Consider the following 15,703-nt stretch of genomic DNA (forward strand, 5'->3'; position numbering starts at 1 on the left):
CCTACGGACCCATCGTGGCGGCGCTGGCCGCGATCATGAGGTTGACGGCCTCGTTGCGGGTGAGTGAGCCGATCATCTGCTGGGCGGCACGCAGGTTTTCGCCGACGATCCGCGTCGGTCCGTTGGCAAGGTTGTCGAACGCCTCGGCAACCACCTCGTCGACGGTGGCGGCATCGGCCAGCGGTTCATCGGCGGCGGTCGTCGACCCCCGTTGGGTTTCCAGCCGGCGCAGCGCGGGCGTGTCCGTCTTGCCGAGGATCAGGCCGAGCACGTCGACGCCCTTGTCGTGCAGTTCACTCCAGAGCGCCTCGGCGAACACCATGTCGAAGGCCTTCGTGGCACCGTAGGCGACCATGTTCGGAGCGCCGGCGAACGCTGCGCCCGAACCGAAGACGACGATGCCCCCGGCCCCGCGTCGCACCATCGGCTGGGCGAAGTGGTGGCACAACTGCACGGGGGCGGTGCAATTGCGGTGGATCATCGCCTCGGCCGTCGACACCGGATTGGCCAGGAAGGGTTCGAAGTTGGGGTCTGCCCCGGCACAGTAGACGAGGAAGCCGACGTCCAGGTCCGCGGTGGCCTCGGCGATCGATGCTGCCGCGCCGGCGTCGGCGAGATCGACTGCCAGCGTACGGGTCTGGACTCCAGTGCGTGCGCCGATGCCTGCCGCGACCTCGTCGAGGGCCGCCTGACGCCGGGCGAGCAGCACGACGTTCACGCCGCGCCGGGCGATTTCCTCGGCGAACGCCGCACCAACGCCATCCGAGGCGCCGGCCACCAGCGCCCACGGTCCATACTTCTCGGCGAACGTCACGAGCCCACCGCGCTCACGCGAACGGCTGTGAAGCGACGCCGGGTGATGCGCCAGCCGTCGGTGGTCCGGACCAGCTCGTCGTCGTAGAAACCGATGGCGTTGACGCCGGAACCGTTGTCGGGGGCCATGATCAGGCCGTCGACGTAGGTGCGCGCCTCGGCTTGGTCGCCGTCGACCGTGATCGCCTGGTTGGTGAGGCGGTGCATCGTGTGTCCGGCCATTGCGTGCGCGTCGTCCATGAACTTGGCGACGGCCTCGACGCCGCTCCACGTGCCAATCTCGCCGTAGTCGAGTTCGCAGTCGTCGGTGAACGCGGTGCGGAACAAGGTCCAGTCGCGGCGGTCGATCCCGGTGGCGTAGCGCAGCAGGACGTCGGCGATGTCCTGCCGATCTTCTCGATCGGTCACGTCAGGGCTCCTTCGTTGGACGACGGAGTCCAGAGTGCCGTACCGCCCCGTGGCTACCGCTTGCGGGCCACCACGAGGAGATACTCCCAGTCCATCGTCGACGAGCTACTCAGGACGCTGTCGCCCACCCGTGCGATGTCCGCGTCGAGTGCGGCGACGCGCTCCGGATCGTCCGCGATGTTGCGGTACACCGCGATCGTCGGCCCGTAGAGCGTCTTGAAGTAGTCGCGGAACTCCGCGCCGTCGGCGAACTGGGTGACGGCCAGCATCCGTCGCTCCGTGGTGACGTCGATGACACGATCGCCCAGCAGCGCGCGGACGTGATCCTCGTTGCCCCACAGCGGAGGTGGTTGCGCACCCGGCGGCGGTGGCGGGGCGTACGGCCTCATCGCGGCCCACAGCTGCCCGATGTGCCCTTCCGGCGTCCAGCTGATCACTCCGATCCTGCCGCCCGGTTTGCACACTCGAACCAGCTCGTCGGCCGCGAGCTGATGGAACGGCGCGAACATGACGCCGATACACGACATCACGACGTCGAATTCGTCGTCCCCGAAGGGCAATTCGTGCGCGTTGGCCTCGCGCCATTCGAGGTCGACGCCACGCTCTGTGGCCAGCCGGCGACCGTGCTCCAGCAGCTCGGGGCACAGATCGCTGGCGATCACGCTCGCTCCGGTCTGCGCGGCGGGGATGGCCGCATTTCCCGTGCCTGCCGCCACGTCGAGCACGCTGTCGGCCGGGCCCACCCCCGTGGCTTCCACCAGCACGGGGCCGAGCGGAGAAACGAGTTCGTCGGCAAGCTTCGGGTAGTCCCCCGACGCCCACATCGCCCGGTGCTTGGCCGCCACCTGGCTCTGATCGACGGCTACGGTCGGATTGGTCATGATCGGTGCCCTCCTAGATCGCTGTAGACATCGTCGCGCCGGCAATCGCGCGGATCTAGTTACAGATCTGTACTGGCGCTGGTTCTATGTCTGTACTGCTCACTGAACGCCCGGAGGTGCGCAAATGTCGGGATATGGCCAGTTTTGTCCCGTCGCCAAGGCGATGGAGGTACTCGACGAGCGGTGGACCTTGCTCGTCGTTCGGGAGTTGCTGCTCGGGAGTCGACACTTCAACGAACTGCGGCGGGGTGTCCCCAAGATGTCGCCTGCGCTGTTGTCACGGCGCCTCAAGTCGCTGACCCGAGCGGGGATCGTGGAACGCGACGAGGCCGACGGCCGGACCGCGTATTCGCTGACGCCCTGCGGCCAGGAGCTGGCGCAGGTCGTCGACGCGCTCGGTTCGTGGGGCACCCGCTGGATCGGCGAGCTTGGCGAGGCAGACCTCGACCCGCACTTGTTGATGTGGGACATCCACCGCACCATCCCGATCGACGCGTGGCCGCGGTCGCGCACCACGGTCGCGTTCCGGCTCGAGGGGGTGGCGCCCAAGGCGTCGCGGTGGTGGCTCGTGGTCCACGAGGGCCGAGCCGACGTCTGCGACTTCGACCCCGGTTACGACGTCACGGCCACCGTGGAGGCGAGCCTGTTGACCCTCACCCGGATCTGGCGCGGCGACGTCGGCTGGTCACACGCGCTGCTCGACGGCAGCGTCGCAGTCTCCGGGCCGGCCGACGTGCGCCGCGCCATTCCGTCGTGGGTCGGGCAGGGCACGAAGGCGGCCGTGCCACGACCGGCTTGAGCCGTATTGCGCGACAAGCGTTTTCGGCTACGCCTGGTACTCCAAGCACGGCTGAGCACCGTTGATGACGCCCTCACGGAAGGCGCGGGTCCGGTCGAATCCCGCGCCCTGGCGGTCCACGTCGCCTGCTCCGCGGAACAGCAGCAGCGCCTTGATTCCCTCGTCCAGATCACCCGGCGAAATGTGATAGGTGCTGGTGGCCTCGCGGTTGTAGAGGATGACGCTGGCCGTGTACGCGCCTGCCAGGCAGTCGCCCCGCAGCGTCGATGTCTTCTCGTCGGAGTCGTCGCCCAGCCGGGTCAGTGCCGCCAGGCCGTACTGGGTGGCCAGAAGTGTGGCCACGGCGTAGTCGCCGCCTTGGGCGTAGATCTTCGGCATCGTCTCCACGTTGTCCCAGCCGACGTAATCGTCTGGCACGCAATAGAACAACACGTATCCCTCGGCCGGCTGACCGCCGCAGTCCGGCGGGCTGGACGGGTCGAATGCTTCCAGACCCTTCATCGGGGGCCAGGCCTGCCCGTCGGCCACCTCGGGATAGACCTGGGTCCAGTAGTCCTCCAGGTCGTACGGCACGCCGTTGACGATCGAGTCATAGGGCGCATTGCCCTCGTTGGCCTCGTCTTCGGCGTCGTTGAAGGGAAGCTCGAGCACGATCGGCTCGCCGTCCTTGTACTCCTTGCACTTCTCGACGCTGTTGTCGTAGCCGTCCTGGAACGCGCTGACCCGGTCGAACCCGCTGCCGTGGGCCGACGGGTCCTGGACGTTCGTCCCTGGGGTGTCGCGCAAGTCGAGGATGCCGGCGAGGGCCCTGTCGAGGTCGGCACTGTTGACGTCGAAGACCTTGTCGTCCTGAGCGTGCTTCGACCAGGCACCCGCGAAGCAGTCGGCCTGCAGTTCGGAGCTCACGGTCAGCTCGTTCTTGTCGAAGAAGCCCGACCGCTGCTGCATCGCGTGGCCCCACTCGTGTGCGAGCACCACCGGGATGACGAAGTCGCCGTACTTCTTCTGCAGGTCGGGCAACAGTCCGGAGGCATCCCAGGCGACCGAGTCGTCGAGCTTGCAGTAGAACGCGTTACCCGCCACGTCGCTGTAGCCCGACGCGCACTTCGGACCCGTCTCCGAGTCGGGCGTCAGAGCATAGAGGCCACCCTCGACGGGCTTGTAGTCCTCGCCGTAGAGCTTTGGGAACTGCTCCGACCAGAACGCCTGCAGGTCGGCGATCGCCTCGATGGCGAGCTTGTTCACCGGCGTGGACGGGTCGCCTTCGATCTTGATGTTGCTGGTATCGGCCTTTTTGGGCGCCGACGGCGTGGGTATCTCCGGCTTGGGACCACCGCAGCCAGCCAGAAGCGCGATCGAGGCGATGATCGCCAAAGAGCTCTTGTGCACGCGCAAACATTAGCCGCACTTTGCTATTTCTGTGAGTTAACTCGTGGAACGCTCAATCCAGCAGTCGCCGGGCCACGTTCGTGGTGACCAGATCGAGCAGCTCGTCGGCACGGCCGGCCAGGATCGTCCGGATCGCGTACAGCGAGAATCCCTTCGCCTGTTCGGCGGTGATGGCCGGAGGGATGGACAGCTCTTGGCGTGCGGTCACCACGTCGACGATCGCCGGGCCGTCGTGGGCGAACGCCTCGGACATCGCCTGCTCCAACTCGCCGGGATGCTCGACGCGCCTGCCGAAGATGCCCATTGCCTGGGCCACGGCCGCGAAGTTCGGATTGACCAGGTCGGTGCCGAAGTTGACGATGCCCGCAGCTTTCATCTCCAGCTCGACGAAGTTCAGCGACGAGTTGTTGAAGACGACCACCTTGACCGGCAGTCGATTCTGGATCAACGTGATCAGCTCGCCGAACATCATCGTCAGGCCGCCGTCACCCGCCAGAGCGACTACCTGGCGATGCGGGAACGCGGTCTGCGCGCCGATCGCGTGCGGGAGCGCGCAGGCCATGGTGCCATGATTGAAGGAGCCGACCAGCCTGCGCTTGCCGTTCATGCTCAGGTAGCGCGCCGCCCAGACCACCGGTGAGCCGACGTCGACGGTGAACACCGCGTCGTCCGATGCCAACCGATCGGCAAGTCCCGCAACGTATTCGGGCCGAATCGGAGAACGGTCGCGGTCGTTGACCGCCAGCGCGTCCAACGTCTTGCGGGTCTTGCGGTAGTGGTTCAGTGAGCGGTCGAGATGGGCGCGCGAGGCCTTCTGCGTCACCAGCGGCTGCAGCGCCGCCAGCGTGTCGGCGACCGTCCCGCGCAGGCTGAGATCGACCGGCACGCGCCTGCCGATGTGACGGCCCCGCACGTCGACCTGAATCACCTTCGCGTGGTCGGGATAGAACTGTTGGTACGGGAAGTCCGTGCCGAGCATCAGCAGGACGTCGGCCTCCTTGATCGCCTTGTACCCGGAGGCGAATCCGAGCAGGCCCGTCATGCCGACGTCGAAGGGGTTGTCGTACTCGACGAACTCCTTGCCGCGCAACGCATGCACGACCGGCGCGTTGAGCGTGCCGGCCAGCCGGACCAGCGCGTCGTGGGCGCCGGCCACCCCCGCGCCACCGAGGATCGTGACATTCTCGGCGCCGTTGAGCAGGTCGGCTGCCCGGCGCAGTGCCGCGTCGTCGGGCCGTACCACCGCCCGGGTTGCCTCGATCGGCCTTGTCAGCCAACCGGATTCGCCGGCCTGGGCCAGGAAGATCTCGCCGGGCACGACGACGACGGCGACACCGTTCTCCTCCACCGCGGCCCGCATCGCCATCTCGATGATGCGTGGCGCCATCTCCGGCGTGCTGACCAGTTCGCAGTAGACGCTGCATTCGGCGAACAGGTCCTGCGGATGCGTCTCCTGGAAGTATTCGGAGCCGATCTCCGAGCGCGGGATGTGTGCGGCTATCGCCAGCACCGGGACACGGCTGCGATTGGCGTCGAACAATCCGTTGATCAGGTGCAGGTTGCCCGGGCCGCAACTGCCCGCACAGACCGCGAGCCGATCGGTCAGTGCGGCGTCGGCCGCCGCGGCGAACGCTGCCGTCTCCTCGTGGCGGACGTGCTCCCACGTGACGTCACTCGAGCGCCGGATGGCGTCGGTGAACCCGTTGAGACTGTCGCCCGGCAATCCGTAGACGCGCCGAACACCGCTGCGCGCCAACGCCGCGACGAGTTGGGTGGCGATGGTTGCCATGACGCCCTTCCCCTAGTGATTTCGGCGTGATCCGTCGCCTTCAGCGAGACGGATCACGCCCAAATCACTCTACTTGGGGGCGAAGCGCTGGCCGGCGTCCAAGCGGATGCACTGGCCGTTGAGCATCGGGTTCTCCACGATCGCGAGCGCGAGCTTGGCGTACTCGTCGGGACGGCCGAGCCGCTTCGGGAACGCGGCGTCCTTGGTGAGTTGCGCCGCGAACTCGTCGGGGATGCCCTCGGTCAGCCCGGTGGCGAACAGGCTCGGCGCGATGGCCAGCACGCGGATGCCCATGCTGCCCAAATCGCGGGCCATGGTCAGGCACATGCCGGCGATGGCGGCCTTCGACGCGGTGTAGGCGACCTGTCCGATCTGCCCTTCGAACGCGGCGATCGACGCCGTGTTGATGATGACGCCGCGCTCCTCGTCCTCCGGCTCGTTCTTGCTCATCTGCCACGCGGCCAGGCGGCTGATGTTGAAGGTGCCGATCAGGTTGAGGTCGACGCTCGCGCGGAACGAGTCGAGGCTGTGCGGGCCGGTCTTGGTGATGGTGCGCTCGCCGATGCCGCCGCCTGCGGTGGTCACGGCGATGTGCAGGCCACCGAGGCCGTCGACGGCCTGCTGCAGCACCTGCTCGGTGCCTGCGAAGTCGGTGACGTCGACCTCGTGGAACGTGCCGCCGATCGAGTCGGCCACTTCCTGGCCCTTCGACTGCGGCCGGTCCAGCACCGCAACGGTCGCGCCGCGCTTGGCGAGCGACTCGACGGTGGCCCGCCCGAAGCCCGATGCGCCGCCAACGACGATGGCCTTCTTCCCCGAGATCTCCATCTAGCTCCCTTTCCAAAATATGGTCAAAGTGTAAAGCCGTCGATCGACGTCACTTTACGGTAAGCCTTACGAGTCGCGGAGTCGGTACCTTGACGGTATGGCGGCTATCGCGCGCGGCACCCTGATGTTCTGCGGAATCGCCGCCGCTGCGGTCGCCCTCGGCACGACGGCCCTCGTCGCCGTGCCGTTCGGAGCGAGCGCCGATTCCCGCACCGCGGTCGGCTCGGCGGTCATCGAGGTGACGCCGGGCCCGGTCAAGGAATGGGCCATCCAGACCTTCGGCACCGCCGACAAGCTGTTCCTGTCGGTGATGGTGCTGGTCGTCATCGCGGTCGTCGCCGCGGTCGCCGCGCTGTGGGAGCGCTCGCGCGTACCGACGGGCAGCCTGGTGATCGTGCTCGCCGCGGCGGCCGGCTCCGCCGCCGTGCTGTCCAGGGCGGGCGCATCGCTCCTCGACATCGTTCCCACGTTGATCGGTGCGCTGTGCGGGATCGCGACGATGCGGTTCCTGACGTCGGGACGGCTCAGTGACGGTGACGGCGCACCACGCCGACCGCAGCGCGTCGACGAAAGGTCCGGACAGCCGAGGGATCCCGGCCGCCGCCTGTCCCTGGCGGCGATGGGCTTCGTCGGGGTCGGCGTGCTGTCGGGCGTGCTGGGCGCGGTGCTGTCCCGGCAACTGCATTCCGTCTCCGGCGATCGGAAGGCGTTCACGCCGCCGACGGTCAAGAAGCCCATTCCCCCGGTGCCACCGACCGTCCAGCCCGAGGGGGTGGCGCTGCCTAGCTTCGTCACCAGCAACGAGGACTTCTACCGGATCGACACGGCCTTGAGCGTCCCGCAGCTCAGCCGCGCCGACTGGCAGCTGAAGATCCACGGCATGGTCGACCGGGAAGTCACGTTGCGCTTCGACGATCTGGCGAAGTTCGACCTCGTCGAGAAGATGGTGACGCTCGCGTGCGTCTCCAATCCGGTTGGGGGTGACCTGATCTCGAACGCGGTGTGGACGGGATACCGCGTGCGGGACCTGCTGGCGGCAGCGGGCGTTCACCCCGATGCCGACATGGTGCTGTCGACGTCCAGCGACGGATTCACGGCGGGAACGCCCGTCGAGGCGCTCACCGACGACCGCGATTCACTACTGGCCATCACGATGAACGGCCAGCCGTTGCCCGTCGAGCATGGTTACCCGGCGCGCCTCGTGGTGCCCGGGCTCTACGGCTACGTCTCGGCGACCAAGTGGCTCGTCGACCTCGAGTTGACCCGCTTCGATCGGGCCGAGGCGTACTGGACGCGCCTCGGATGGTCCGCCCGCGGTCCGATCAAGACGGAGTCCCGCATCGACGTGCCGCGCAGCGGCGCGCAGGTGTCGCGCGGCCCCGTGCGCTTCGGCGGCGTGGCCTGGGCACAGCCTCGCGGCGTCAAGGCCGTCGAGGTCCGAATCGACGACGGCCCATGGCAACCCGCGCAGCTGGGCGCCAGTTACACCGACGACGCTTGGCGGCTGTGGAGCTTCAACTGGCAGGCCGACCAACCCGGTCGGCACGAGATCGCCGTGCGGGCAATGGACAACTCCGGTGCGGTGCAGACGTCGGAGCAGGCCGACGTCATCCCGGACGGCGCGACCGGATGGCACACGGTGAGCTTCGAGGTGACGTAAGACTGGTCAACCAAACAACTTCGACGATAGGAGATCGACATGGCCGACCCTCGACAGACGGAGCGGATGCGGTCGGGAAAGGGCTTCATCGCCGCGCTGGATCAAAGCGGTGGATCGACGCCAAAGGCGCTGCGTCTCTACGGGATCGAGGAATCGGAGTACTCATCGGAGGAGCAGATGTTCGATCTGATCCACCAGATGCGAACCCGGATCATCACGTCGAAGGCCTTCAGCGGCGACCGCATCCTCGCCGCGATCCTGTTCGAGCAGACGATGGATCGCCAGATCGGCGGTGAGCCCAGCGCCACCTACCTGTGGCAGCGCAAGGACGTCGTTCCGTTCCTGAAGATCGACAAGGGCCTCGCCGACGCCGCCGACGGCGCGCAGTTGATGAAGCCCATCCCCGGACTGGACGAGCTGTTGGCCCGGGCGGTGGACAACGGGATATTCGGCACCAAGGAACGCTCCGTGATCGGTGCTGCCGACCGCGCGGGCATCGCCGCCGTGGTCGATCAGCAATTCGAGTTGGCTGAGCAGGTCCGCGCCCACGGGTTGATGCCCATCCTGGAGCCAGAGGTCACGATCACCATCCCCGACAAGGCCGAGGCGGAGGTCATTCTGCGGGAGGCCATCGTCAAGCATCTCGACGCGCTTCCCGACGGCGCGCAGGTCATGCTCAAGCTGTCGCTGCCGTCGGTGGACGACTTCTACCGCCCGTTGATCGAGCATCCGAACGTCCTACGCGTGGTGGCCCTCTCGGGAGGATTCTCCCGCGACGAGGCCAACGCGCACCTGGCGCGCAACCACGGCCTGATCGCCAGCTTCAGCCGCGCACTGACAGAAGGATTGTCCGCGGGGCAGTCCGACGAGGACTTCGACGCCACCCTCGACGCCGCGATTCAGGCGATCTACGACGCCTCCACCGCCGGCTGAGCGCAACAAGGCTGTCCTGTTGTCTGACCCCCGTGCCACGCTGGACGGGTGCTTCTCGTCGACGTCGCCACCGCTTCCGCCGACGTCGGCGCCGTATCGGCGCGGTCGGCCAAGATCGGCCGCATCGCCGAGCTACTGAGCCGGGCCGCGGCCGAGGCCGACCCGACGCTCGTCGCCGTCGTCGTCGCCTGGCTCTCCGGGGAACTGCCGCAGCGCCAGATCGGCGTGGGGTGGGCCGCGCTGCGGTCACTGCCCGCACCCGCGGCCGAACCGTCGCTGACGGTGCAAGGTGTCGACGCCGCGTTCACCGAGATCGGCGGGGTCGCGGGCAAGGGGTCGCAGGCCCGCCGGTCGGAACTGGTCGGCGAGGTATTCGGCGCCGCAACAGAGGTCGAGCAGACGTTCCTGCGCCGCCTGCTCGGCGGCGAACTGCGCCAAGGCGCGCTGGTCGGGGTGATGGCCGACGCGGTCGCGAAGGCCGCGGGCCTGCCCGCCGCCGACGTGCGGCGCGCCGCGATGCTGGGCGGCGACCTCAAGACGGTCGCCGCGGCGGCGTTGACGGGCGGCGCCGCGGCGCTCGCCGAGTTCACGCTCGTGGTCGGTCGACCCGTCGGCCCGATGCTCGCGCAAACGGCGACCGGCGTGACCGATGCGCTGGAGCGTCTCGGCGGCACCGCGATCTTCGAGGCCAAGTTGGACGGCGCGCGGGTGCAGGTCCATCGCGCCGGTGACACGGTCTCGATCTACACTCGCAGCCTGGACGACGTCACGGCGCGACTCCCCGAGGTCGTCGAGGCAGCACTGGCATTGCCCGCCGGCCGGTTCATCGCCGACGCCGAAGCCATCGCTCTGCGCCCCGACAACCGGCCGCACCGGTTCCAGGTGACGGCGTCCCGCTTCGGACGCACCGCCGACATCGCCGCCGCCAGGGCCGCACAGCCACTTTCGGTGTTCTTCTTCGACCTGCTGCACCTCGACGGCACCGACCTGCTGGACCTGCCGACGGCCGAACGCCTCGCCGCGCTGGACGCGATGGTGCCCATCGCGCAGCGCGTCGACCGACTGACCACCGCCGAGGGCGAGGCCGCTGAGGCGTTCCTTGCGACGACGATTGCCGCGGGACACGAAGGCGTGATGGCCAAGTCGCCGACGGCGCCGTACGAGGCCGGTCGTCGCGGCGCCGGTTGGCTCAAGGTCAAGCCGGTCCACACGCTCGATCTCGTCGTGCTCGCCGTCGAATGGGGCTCCGGCAGGCGTACCGGCAAGCTGTCCAACATCCACCTCGGCGCGCGAGATCCCGCGACCGGAGGTTTCGTCATGCTGGGCAAGACGTTCAAGGGCATGACCGACGCGATGCTCGAATGGCAGACCGCCCGATTCCTCGAACTCGCCGTCGGCCCCACCGACGGTTACACAGTGCAGCTGCGGCCCGAACAAGTGGTCGAAATAGCGCTGGACGGCGTGCAGACATCCACCCGCTACCCAGGCGGTATGGCGCTGCGGTTCGCACGCGTCCTGCGCTACCGCGACGACAAGGGGCCCGCCGAAGCCGACACCGTGGACACGGTGCGCGCGCTGTACGACCGGTAAAACACGGGGATTCCACCAATCGCCCCGCGGCCTTTGACAGGATCAACCGTATGGCTCCATCCCCCGCACCCACGTCCTCAGAACGCATCGAGGAGACCGACGGCGACATCACCCTCGTCCGCACCGACAAGGACCTGCCGCCGGTCGCCGTCATCGACCGGTCACCGATCACGACGAAGCACAAGATCGTCTTCGCCGCGATCGCTTTGTTGGGCGCCGTCGCCTGGGCGGTGATCGCGTTCTTCCGCGGTGAGACCGTCAACGCGGTCTGGTTCGTCATCGCGGCGATCTGCACGTACCTCATCGGCTATCGGTTCTACGCCCGGCTCATCGAGATGAAGATCGTCCGCCCGCGCGACGACATCGCCACGCCCGCCGAGGTGTTCGAGAACGCCACCGACTACATGCCGACCGACCGGCGGGTGCTCTTCGGTCACCACTTCGCGGCGATCGCGGGGGCAGGCCCCCTCGTCGGTCCGGTACTGGCGATGCAGATGGGTTATCTGCCGGGCACCATCTGGATCATCGTCGGCGCGGTCGTGGCCGGTTGCGTGCAGGACTACCTGGTGTTGTCGATCTCCGTCCGCCGCCGCGGCCGCTCACTCGGACAGATGGCCCGGGACGAACTCGGCGTCGTCGGCGGTGTCGCCGCAATCGTCGGCGTCCTCGTCATCATGGTGATCCTGCTGGCGGTGCTCGCCCTGGTGGTCGTCAACGCCCTCGCCGAGAGTCCGTGGGGTGTCTTCTCGATCGCGATGACCATCCCGATCGCCATCTTCATGGGGCTCTACCTGAGATTCCTTCGGCCCGGCCGGGTCTCCGAGGTGTCACTGATCGGCGTCGTGTTGCTACTGCTGGCCGTGGTCTCGGGCGGCTGGGTCGCCGAATCAACCTGGGGGGCAGACTGGTTCACGCTCTCCAAGGTGGCGCTGTCGTGGTGCATCATCATCTACGGCCTCGCCGCATCGGTGCTGCCGGTCTGGCTGCTGCTCGCGCCGCGCGACTATCTGTCGACCTTCATGAAGGTCGGCACCATCGCCCTCCTCGCCATCGGCATCGTGCTGGCCCGCCCGATCATGGAGGCCCCGGCGGTGTCGTCGTTCGCCGCCAGCGGCACCGGTCCGGTGTTCGCCGGGTCGCTGTTCCCGTTCCTGTTCATCACCATCGCGTGCGGAGCACTGTCTGGCTTCCACTCGCTGATCTCCTCGGGCACCACGCCGAAGCTGCTCGAGAAGGAAAGCCAGATGCGGCTGATCGGCTACGGCGGCATGCTCACCGAGTCGTTCGTCGCGATCATGGCGCTCATCACCGCCGCGATCCTCAACCAGCATCTGTACTTCGTGATGAACGCCCCTGCCGCGTCGACCGGCACCACCGCGCAGACCGCCGCGGACTACGTCAACGGGTTGGGCCTTTCCGGTCAGCCGATCACGGGCGCCGAGATCACCGCCGCTGCCGAAGGGGTCGGCGAGGACACGATCGTGTCGCGCACCGGAGGCGCACCCACGTTGGCGTTCGGCATGTCGGAGGTCTTGCATCAGGTCTTCGGCGGCACGAGCCTCAAGGCCTTCTGGTATCACTTCGCGATCATGTTCGAGGCGCTGTTCATCCTGACCACCGTCGACGCGGGCACCCGGGTGGCGCGCTTCATGCTGTCGGATGGTCTCGCCAACCTCGGTGGGCCACTGACGAAGTTGCGCAACCCGAGCTGGCGGGTCGGCGCCTGGGCGTGCAGCATCATCGTCGTCGCCGCGTGGGGCAGCATCCTGCTGATGGGCGTCACCGACCCGCTCGGCGGCATCAATACGCTGTTCCCGCTGTTCGGCATCGCCAACCAGTTGCTCGCCGCCATCGCCCTGACGGTCGTCACCGTCGTGATCATCAAACGGGGACTGCTGAAATGGGCGTGGATTCCCGGTGTTCCGCTGATGTGGGACCTCGTCGTCACGATGACGGCGTCGTGGCAGAAGATCTTCTCCGGCGACCCGAAGGTCGGCTACTGGACCCAGCATTTCCAGTACAGCAACGCCAAGGACGCAGGCAAGACGACGTTTGGCGCGGCCAAGAACGCCGATCAGCTCGACGCCGTCATCCGCAACACCTTCATCCAGGGCACGCTGTCCATCGTGTTCGCCGTCCTGGTGTGCATTGTGTTCGCCGCCGGTGTCATCGTGGCACTGCGGGCCATCCGCGGCGGCAACGTCACGCTTTCGGAGGACGAGCCCACCCCGTCGCGGATCTTCGCCCCGTCGAACATGATCCCGACCGCCACCGAGAAGGAGGTGCAGAAGCAATGGGACGAGTTACCCAAGTCGCACGCCAAATCAGTTGGTTCTGGGGCTCATTGATGGGCGACAACCACTACCAGCGCTACGTCGAGCACCGCCGCCGCACCCATCCCGGCGAGATGGTCATGTCGGAGCGCGACTACTGGCGCATGCGCCACGACGCCACGGAGCGCAACCCACAGAGTCGCTGCTGCTGACCTCCTTGCGGCTCAGGTCAATTCGTAGCGGATCGGTAGGTGCTTGAGCCCGCCCACGAAGATCGTCGCCATGTGCTCGGGTTCGCCTGCCAGCTCGATGGACTTCAGCCTGGGCACCAGCTCGGAGAAGAAGCTGTTCACCTCCATGCGGGCGAGCGCCGCGCCGAGGCAGAAGTGCACGCCGTACCCGAAAGCGACGTGCTTGTTGGGATCACGGCCGACGTCGAAGCGGAACGGATCGGTGAACACGTCCTCGTCGCGGTTGCCGGACGGGTAGGACAACAGCACCGACTCCCCCGCCGCGATCGGCACACCACGAATCATGGTGTCCTCGACGGCGGTTCGCATGAACTCCTTGACCGGCGTGACCCAGCGGATCATCTCCTCGGCTCCCAGCCCCATCAGGTTGGGATCGTCCTGCAGCCGACGTAGCTGATCGGGGTTCTCGATCAGCGCCTGCAGGCCGCCGGAGATCGTCGCGCTGGTGGTGTCGTGTCCCGCGGTCGCGATGATCACGTAGTAGGACACCGTGTCGATGTCCGAAAGCGGCTCACCGTCGATGCGCGCGTTGGCGATCGCCGAGGCCAGGTCCCCGGTGGGCGTTCTGCGCCGTGCCGCGGTCACGTCGTTGAAATAGTTGAACATGTCGAACAGCGCGAGTCCCTGTTCTTCCTTCGTCACGCCCCGCTGCAGCTCCTCGTCATCGCTGCCGAACAGTTCCTGCGTGTACTTGAGCATGCGCGGGAAGTCTTCCTCCGGAAGCCCGAGCAACGACATGATGACGTACAGCGGGAAGTTCACCGCGACCTCCTGCACGAAGTCGCACTGGCCGCCGGCGTCCACCATCTTGTCGACGAAGGTGCGGGCCAGCTCGTCGACGCGAACCTTCAACGCGCGCATCGCCTTCGGCCGGAACCAGTCGGCACCGATCGCGCGCACTACGCGATGTTGCGGGTCGTCCATGTGGATCAGGGTGCTGATTCCCATGGCTGCTTGTTGTGCGTCGGCCTCCGCGGTCATCAGGACCGGGCGGGGTGAGTTGGTGAAGCGCGTGTTCGCGCGCTCGATCGCCATGATGTCGGCGTGCTTGGTGATGGCCCAGAAGGGCCGGTACCCGGGCACGTCGACCCACGACACCGGGGCGTTCGCCCGCAGGTGCGCCAGTGCCCGATGGAAGCTCTGCTCGTCGGCGCATGCCTTCGGGTCCGCAAGTATCTTCGCGGCTTCATCCATGGTCGGGGTGCTCATGGGCGCTTCCTGTTCTCGTGGCCGTGCGCGGCGGGCAAGACACCCGTCGCGGTCTGCGCGCGCTCTTCGTACGACTGCCGCGCGGCGGTGTCGAAGTCCAGGAACAGCCGGTCGGCGCCCGAGCGCCGGTTGAGCCAGCGCCTGCCACGCGGGCCGAGCATCGTGGTGAGCGCCAGTATCGGGCGCACCGGTCCCGGCACCGACACATGGGTTTTCGGCTTGTCGAGCGCCTTGACGACCGCGGCCGCGATGTCCTCCGGTTGAACGGGCTTGCTGGCCCCGGTCGCCGTGGTGCCCGCGATCAGCTCGGTGTTCGTGAACGGCGGCATCACCACGGTTACCTCGACGCCGCGGTCGACGAATTCGTCGGCCAACGCGGTCGACAAACCCACGACGGCGAACTTCGTTCCGGCATAGACCACCTGACCGGGCACCGCCATCACACCGGCCAACGACGCGATGTTGACGATGTGCCCGCGACCCCGCTTCACCATGTCGGGGAGCACCAGTCGGCATCCGGTGAGAACGCCGCAGAAGTTGACCTCGATCGCGGAGCGGATTGCCTGCTCGGACTGCTCGAGGAACGCGCCGATCGGCATCACGCCGGCGTTGTTGATCAACACGTCGACGTGGCCCGAGCCATCGGAGCGAGCCTTGTCCAGGAACGTCGCGAACGACTCCGGATCCGTCACGTCGAGCGGATGACCCGACACCATGCCTTCTTCGGATAGTCCGGCGACGGCCGATTCGAGGCGGGCGACGTCGCGGTCACCGATGACGACGCGAGCACCTCGCGCCAGCAGCGCCCGTGCCGTCGCATGGCCGATGCCCCGCGCGGCCCCGGTGATGGCAACCGTTCTGCCCTTGATGTTGTCCATGG

14 protein-coding genes are annotated in these 15,703 nt (G+C 67.4%); 6 read left to right on the plus strand and 8 right to left on the minus strand.

Going from position 1 to position 15,703, the window contains the following annotated elements; translation table 11 throughout:
- Position 1: 1 nt before the first annotated feature.
- The 3 genes from N536_RS0110250 to N536_RS0110260 are packed head-to-tail and all read right to left on the minus strand — an operon-like array spanning position 2 to position 2,102.
- On the minus strand, positions 2-814 hold the full coding sequence (locus N536_RS0110250; RefSeq protein ID WP_029113522.1) for an SDR family NAD(P)-dependent oxidoreductase: 813 nt from the start codon (positions 812-814) through the stop codon (positions 2-4).
- Entirely contained in the window at positions 811-1,221 is a 411-nt protein-coding gene (locus N536_RS0110255; RefSeq protein WP_029113523.1) for a nuclear transport factor 2 family protein, read from the minus strand. The genes N536_RS0110250 and N536_RS0110255 overlap by 4 nt, the downstream gene beginning before the upstream one ends.
- A gap of 53 nt (positions 1,222-1,274) precedes the next feature.
- Positions 1,275-2,102, minus strand: a complete 828-nt coding sequence (locus N536_RS0110260; protein WP_029113524.1) for a class I SAM-dependent methyltransferase — start codon at positions 2,100-2,102, stop codon at positions 1,275-1,277.
- 124 nt (positions 2,103-2,226) lie between these two features.
- On the opposite strand from N536_RS0110260, the gene N536_RS0110265 reads away from it, so the two are divergent.
- Complete coding sequence (locus N536_RS0110265) at positions 2,227-2,901, plus strand: helix-turn-helix domain-containing protein (RefSeq protein WP_029113525.1); 675 nt, start codon at positions 2,227-2,229, stop codon at positions 2,899-2,901.
- A gap of 27 nt (positions 2,902-2,928) precedes the next feature.
- On the opposite strand, the gene N536_RS0110270 is transcribed toward N536_RS0110265, so the two are convergent.
- The 3 genes from N536_RS0110270 to N536_RS0110280 form a co-directional block, all read right to left on the minus strand.
- Complete coding sequence (locus N536_RS0110270; protein ID WP_231514475.1) at positions 2,929-4,290, minus strand: neutral zinc metallopeptidase; 1,362 nt, start codon at positions 4,288-4,290, stop codon at positions 2,929-2,931.
- Positions 4,291-4,342: 52 nt separating this feature from the next.
- Positions 4,343-6,079 (minus strand): ubiquinone-dependent pyruvate dehydrogenase, encoded by a 1,737-nt coding sequence (gene poxB, locus N536_RS0110275; RefSeq protein ID WP_029113527.1) that lies wholly within the window; start codon positions 6,077-6,079, stop codon positions 4,343-4,345.
- 69 nt (positions 6,080-6,148) lie between these two features.
- The gene (locus N536_RS0110280; protein ID WP_029113528.1) at positions 6,149-6,907 is read right to left on the minus strand and encodes an SDR family NAD(P)-dependent oxidoreductase; all 759 of its coding nucleotides are present in this window, start codon (positions 6,905-6,907) and stop codon (positions 6,149-6,151) included.
- A gap of 97 nt (positions 6,908-7,004) precedes the next feature.
- Between N536_RS0110280 and N536_RS0110285 the strand changes: the two genes are divergently transcribed.
- Genes N536_RS0110285 through N536_RS41420 form a run of 5 tightly spaced genes read left to right on the plus strand, consistent with a single transcriptional unit; the run spans position 7,005 to position 13,575 of the window.
- The gene (locus N536_RS0110285; protein ID WP_036435940.1) at positions 7,005-8,567 is read left to right on the plus strand and encodes a molybdopterin-dependent oxidoreductase; all 1,563 of its coding nucleotides are present in this window, start codon (positions 7,005-7,007) and stop codon (positions 8,565-8,567) included.
- Positions 8,568-8,606: 39 nt separating this feature from the next.
- On the plus strand, positions 8,607-9,500 hold the full coding sequence (locus N536_RS0110290; protein ID WP_029113530.1) for a fructose bisphosphate aldolase: 894 nt from the start codon (positions 8,607-8,609) through the stop codon (positions 9,498-9,500).
- Positions 9,501-9,548: 48 nt separating this feature from the next.
- On the plus strand, positions 9,549-11,090 hold the full coding sequence (locus N536_RS0110295; protein ID WP_029113531.1) for an ATP-dependent DNA ligase: 1,542 nt from the start codon (positions 9,549-9,551) through the stop codon (positions 11,088-11,090).
- A 50-nt stretch (positions 11,091-11,140) separates the two neighbouring features.
- Complete coding sequence (locus N536_RS0110300; RefSeq protein ID WP_029113532.1) at positions 11,141-13,438, plus strand: carbon starvation CstA family protein; 2,298 nt, start codon at positions 11,141-11,143, stop codon at positions 13,436-13,438.
- Complete coding sequence (locus tag N536_RS41420) at positions 13,438-13,575, plus strand: CstA-like transporter-associated (seleno)protein (protein WP_369798409.1); 138 nt, start codon at positions 13,438-13,440, stop codon at positions 13,573-13,575. Before N536_RS0110300 ends, N536_RS41420 begins: the two co-directional genes overlap by 1 nt.
- Before the next feature lie 12 nt (positions 13,576-13,587).
- Here N536_RS41420 and N536_RS0110310 read toward each other — a convergent pair whose 3' ends face one another.
- Together N536_RS0110310 and N536_RS0110315 are read right to left on the minus strand one after the other, a co-directional pair.
- Positions 13,588-14,823 carry a cytochrome P450 gene (locus tag N536_RS0110310; protein WP_029113533.1) on the minus strand — a complete coding sequence of 412 codons (1,236 nt, stop codon included), beginning with the start codon at positions 14,821-14,823 and terminating at the stop codon, positions 13,588-13,590.
- Positions 14,820-15,701 carry an SDR family oxidoreductase gene (locus N536_RS0110315; RefSeq protein WP_029113534.1) on the minus strand — a complete coding sequence of 294 codons (882 nt, stop codon included), beginning with the start codon at positions 15,699-15,701 and terminating at the stop codon, positions 14,820-14,822. Before N536_RS0110315 ends, N536_RS0110310 begins: the two co-directional genes overlap by 4 nt.
- Positions 15,702-15,703 lie beyond the last annotated feature (2 nt).

The sequence above is a fragment of the Mycobacterium sp. URHB0044 genome (assembly GCF_000620625.1).
In the GTDB taxonomy this organism is placed as follows: Bacteria; Actinomycetota; Actinomycetes; order Mycobacteriales; family Mycobacteriaceae; genus Mycobacterium.

Coding starts and splice junctions, on each gene's coding strand:
- N536_RS41420 (WP_369798409.1), top strand. CDS start 13,438: ATGGGCGACAACCACTACCAGCGCTACGTCGAGCACCGCCGCCGCACC.
- N536_RS0110265 (WP_029113525.1), top strand. CDS start 2,227: ATGTCGGGATATGGCCAGTTTTGTCCCGTCGCCAAGGCGATGGAGGTA.
- N536_RS0110310 (WP_029113533.1), bottom strand. CDS start 14,823: ATGAGCACCCCGACCATGGATGAAGCCGCGAAGATACTTGCGGACCCG.
- N536_RS0110285 (WP_036435940.1), top strand. CDS start 7,005: ATGGCGGCTATCGCGCGCGGCACCCTGATGTTCTGCGGAATCGCCGCC.
- N536_RS0110290 (WP_029113530.1), top strand. CDS start 8,607: ATGGCCGACCCTCGACAGACGGAGCGGATGCGGTCGGGAAAGGGCTTC.
- N536_RS0110315 (WP_029113534.1), bottom strand. CDS start 15,701: ATGGACAACATCAAGGGCAGAACGGTTGCCATCACCGGGGCCGCGCGG.
- N536_RS0110280 (WP_029113528.1), bottom strand. CDS start 6,907: ATGGAGATCTCGGGGAAGAAGGCCATCGTCGTTGGCGGCGCATCGGGC.
- poxB (WP_029113527.1), bottom strand. CDS start 6,079: ATGGCAACCATCGCCACCCAACTCGTCGCGGCGTTGGCGCGCAGCGGT.
- N536_RS0110300 (WP_029113532.1), top strand. CDS start 11,141: ATGGCTCCATCCCCCGCACCCACGTCCTCAGAACGCATCGAGGAGACC.
- N536_RS0110260 (WP_029113524.1), bottom strand. CDS start 2,102: ATGACCAATCCGACCGTAGCCGTCGATCAGAGCCAGGTGGCGGCCAAG.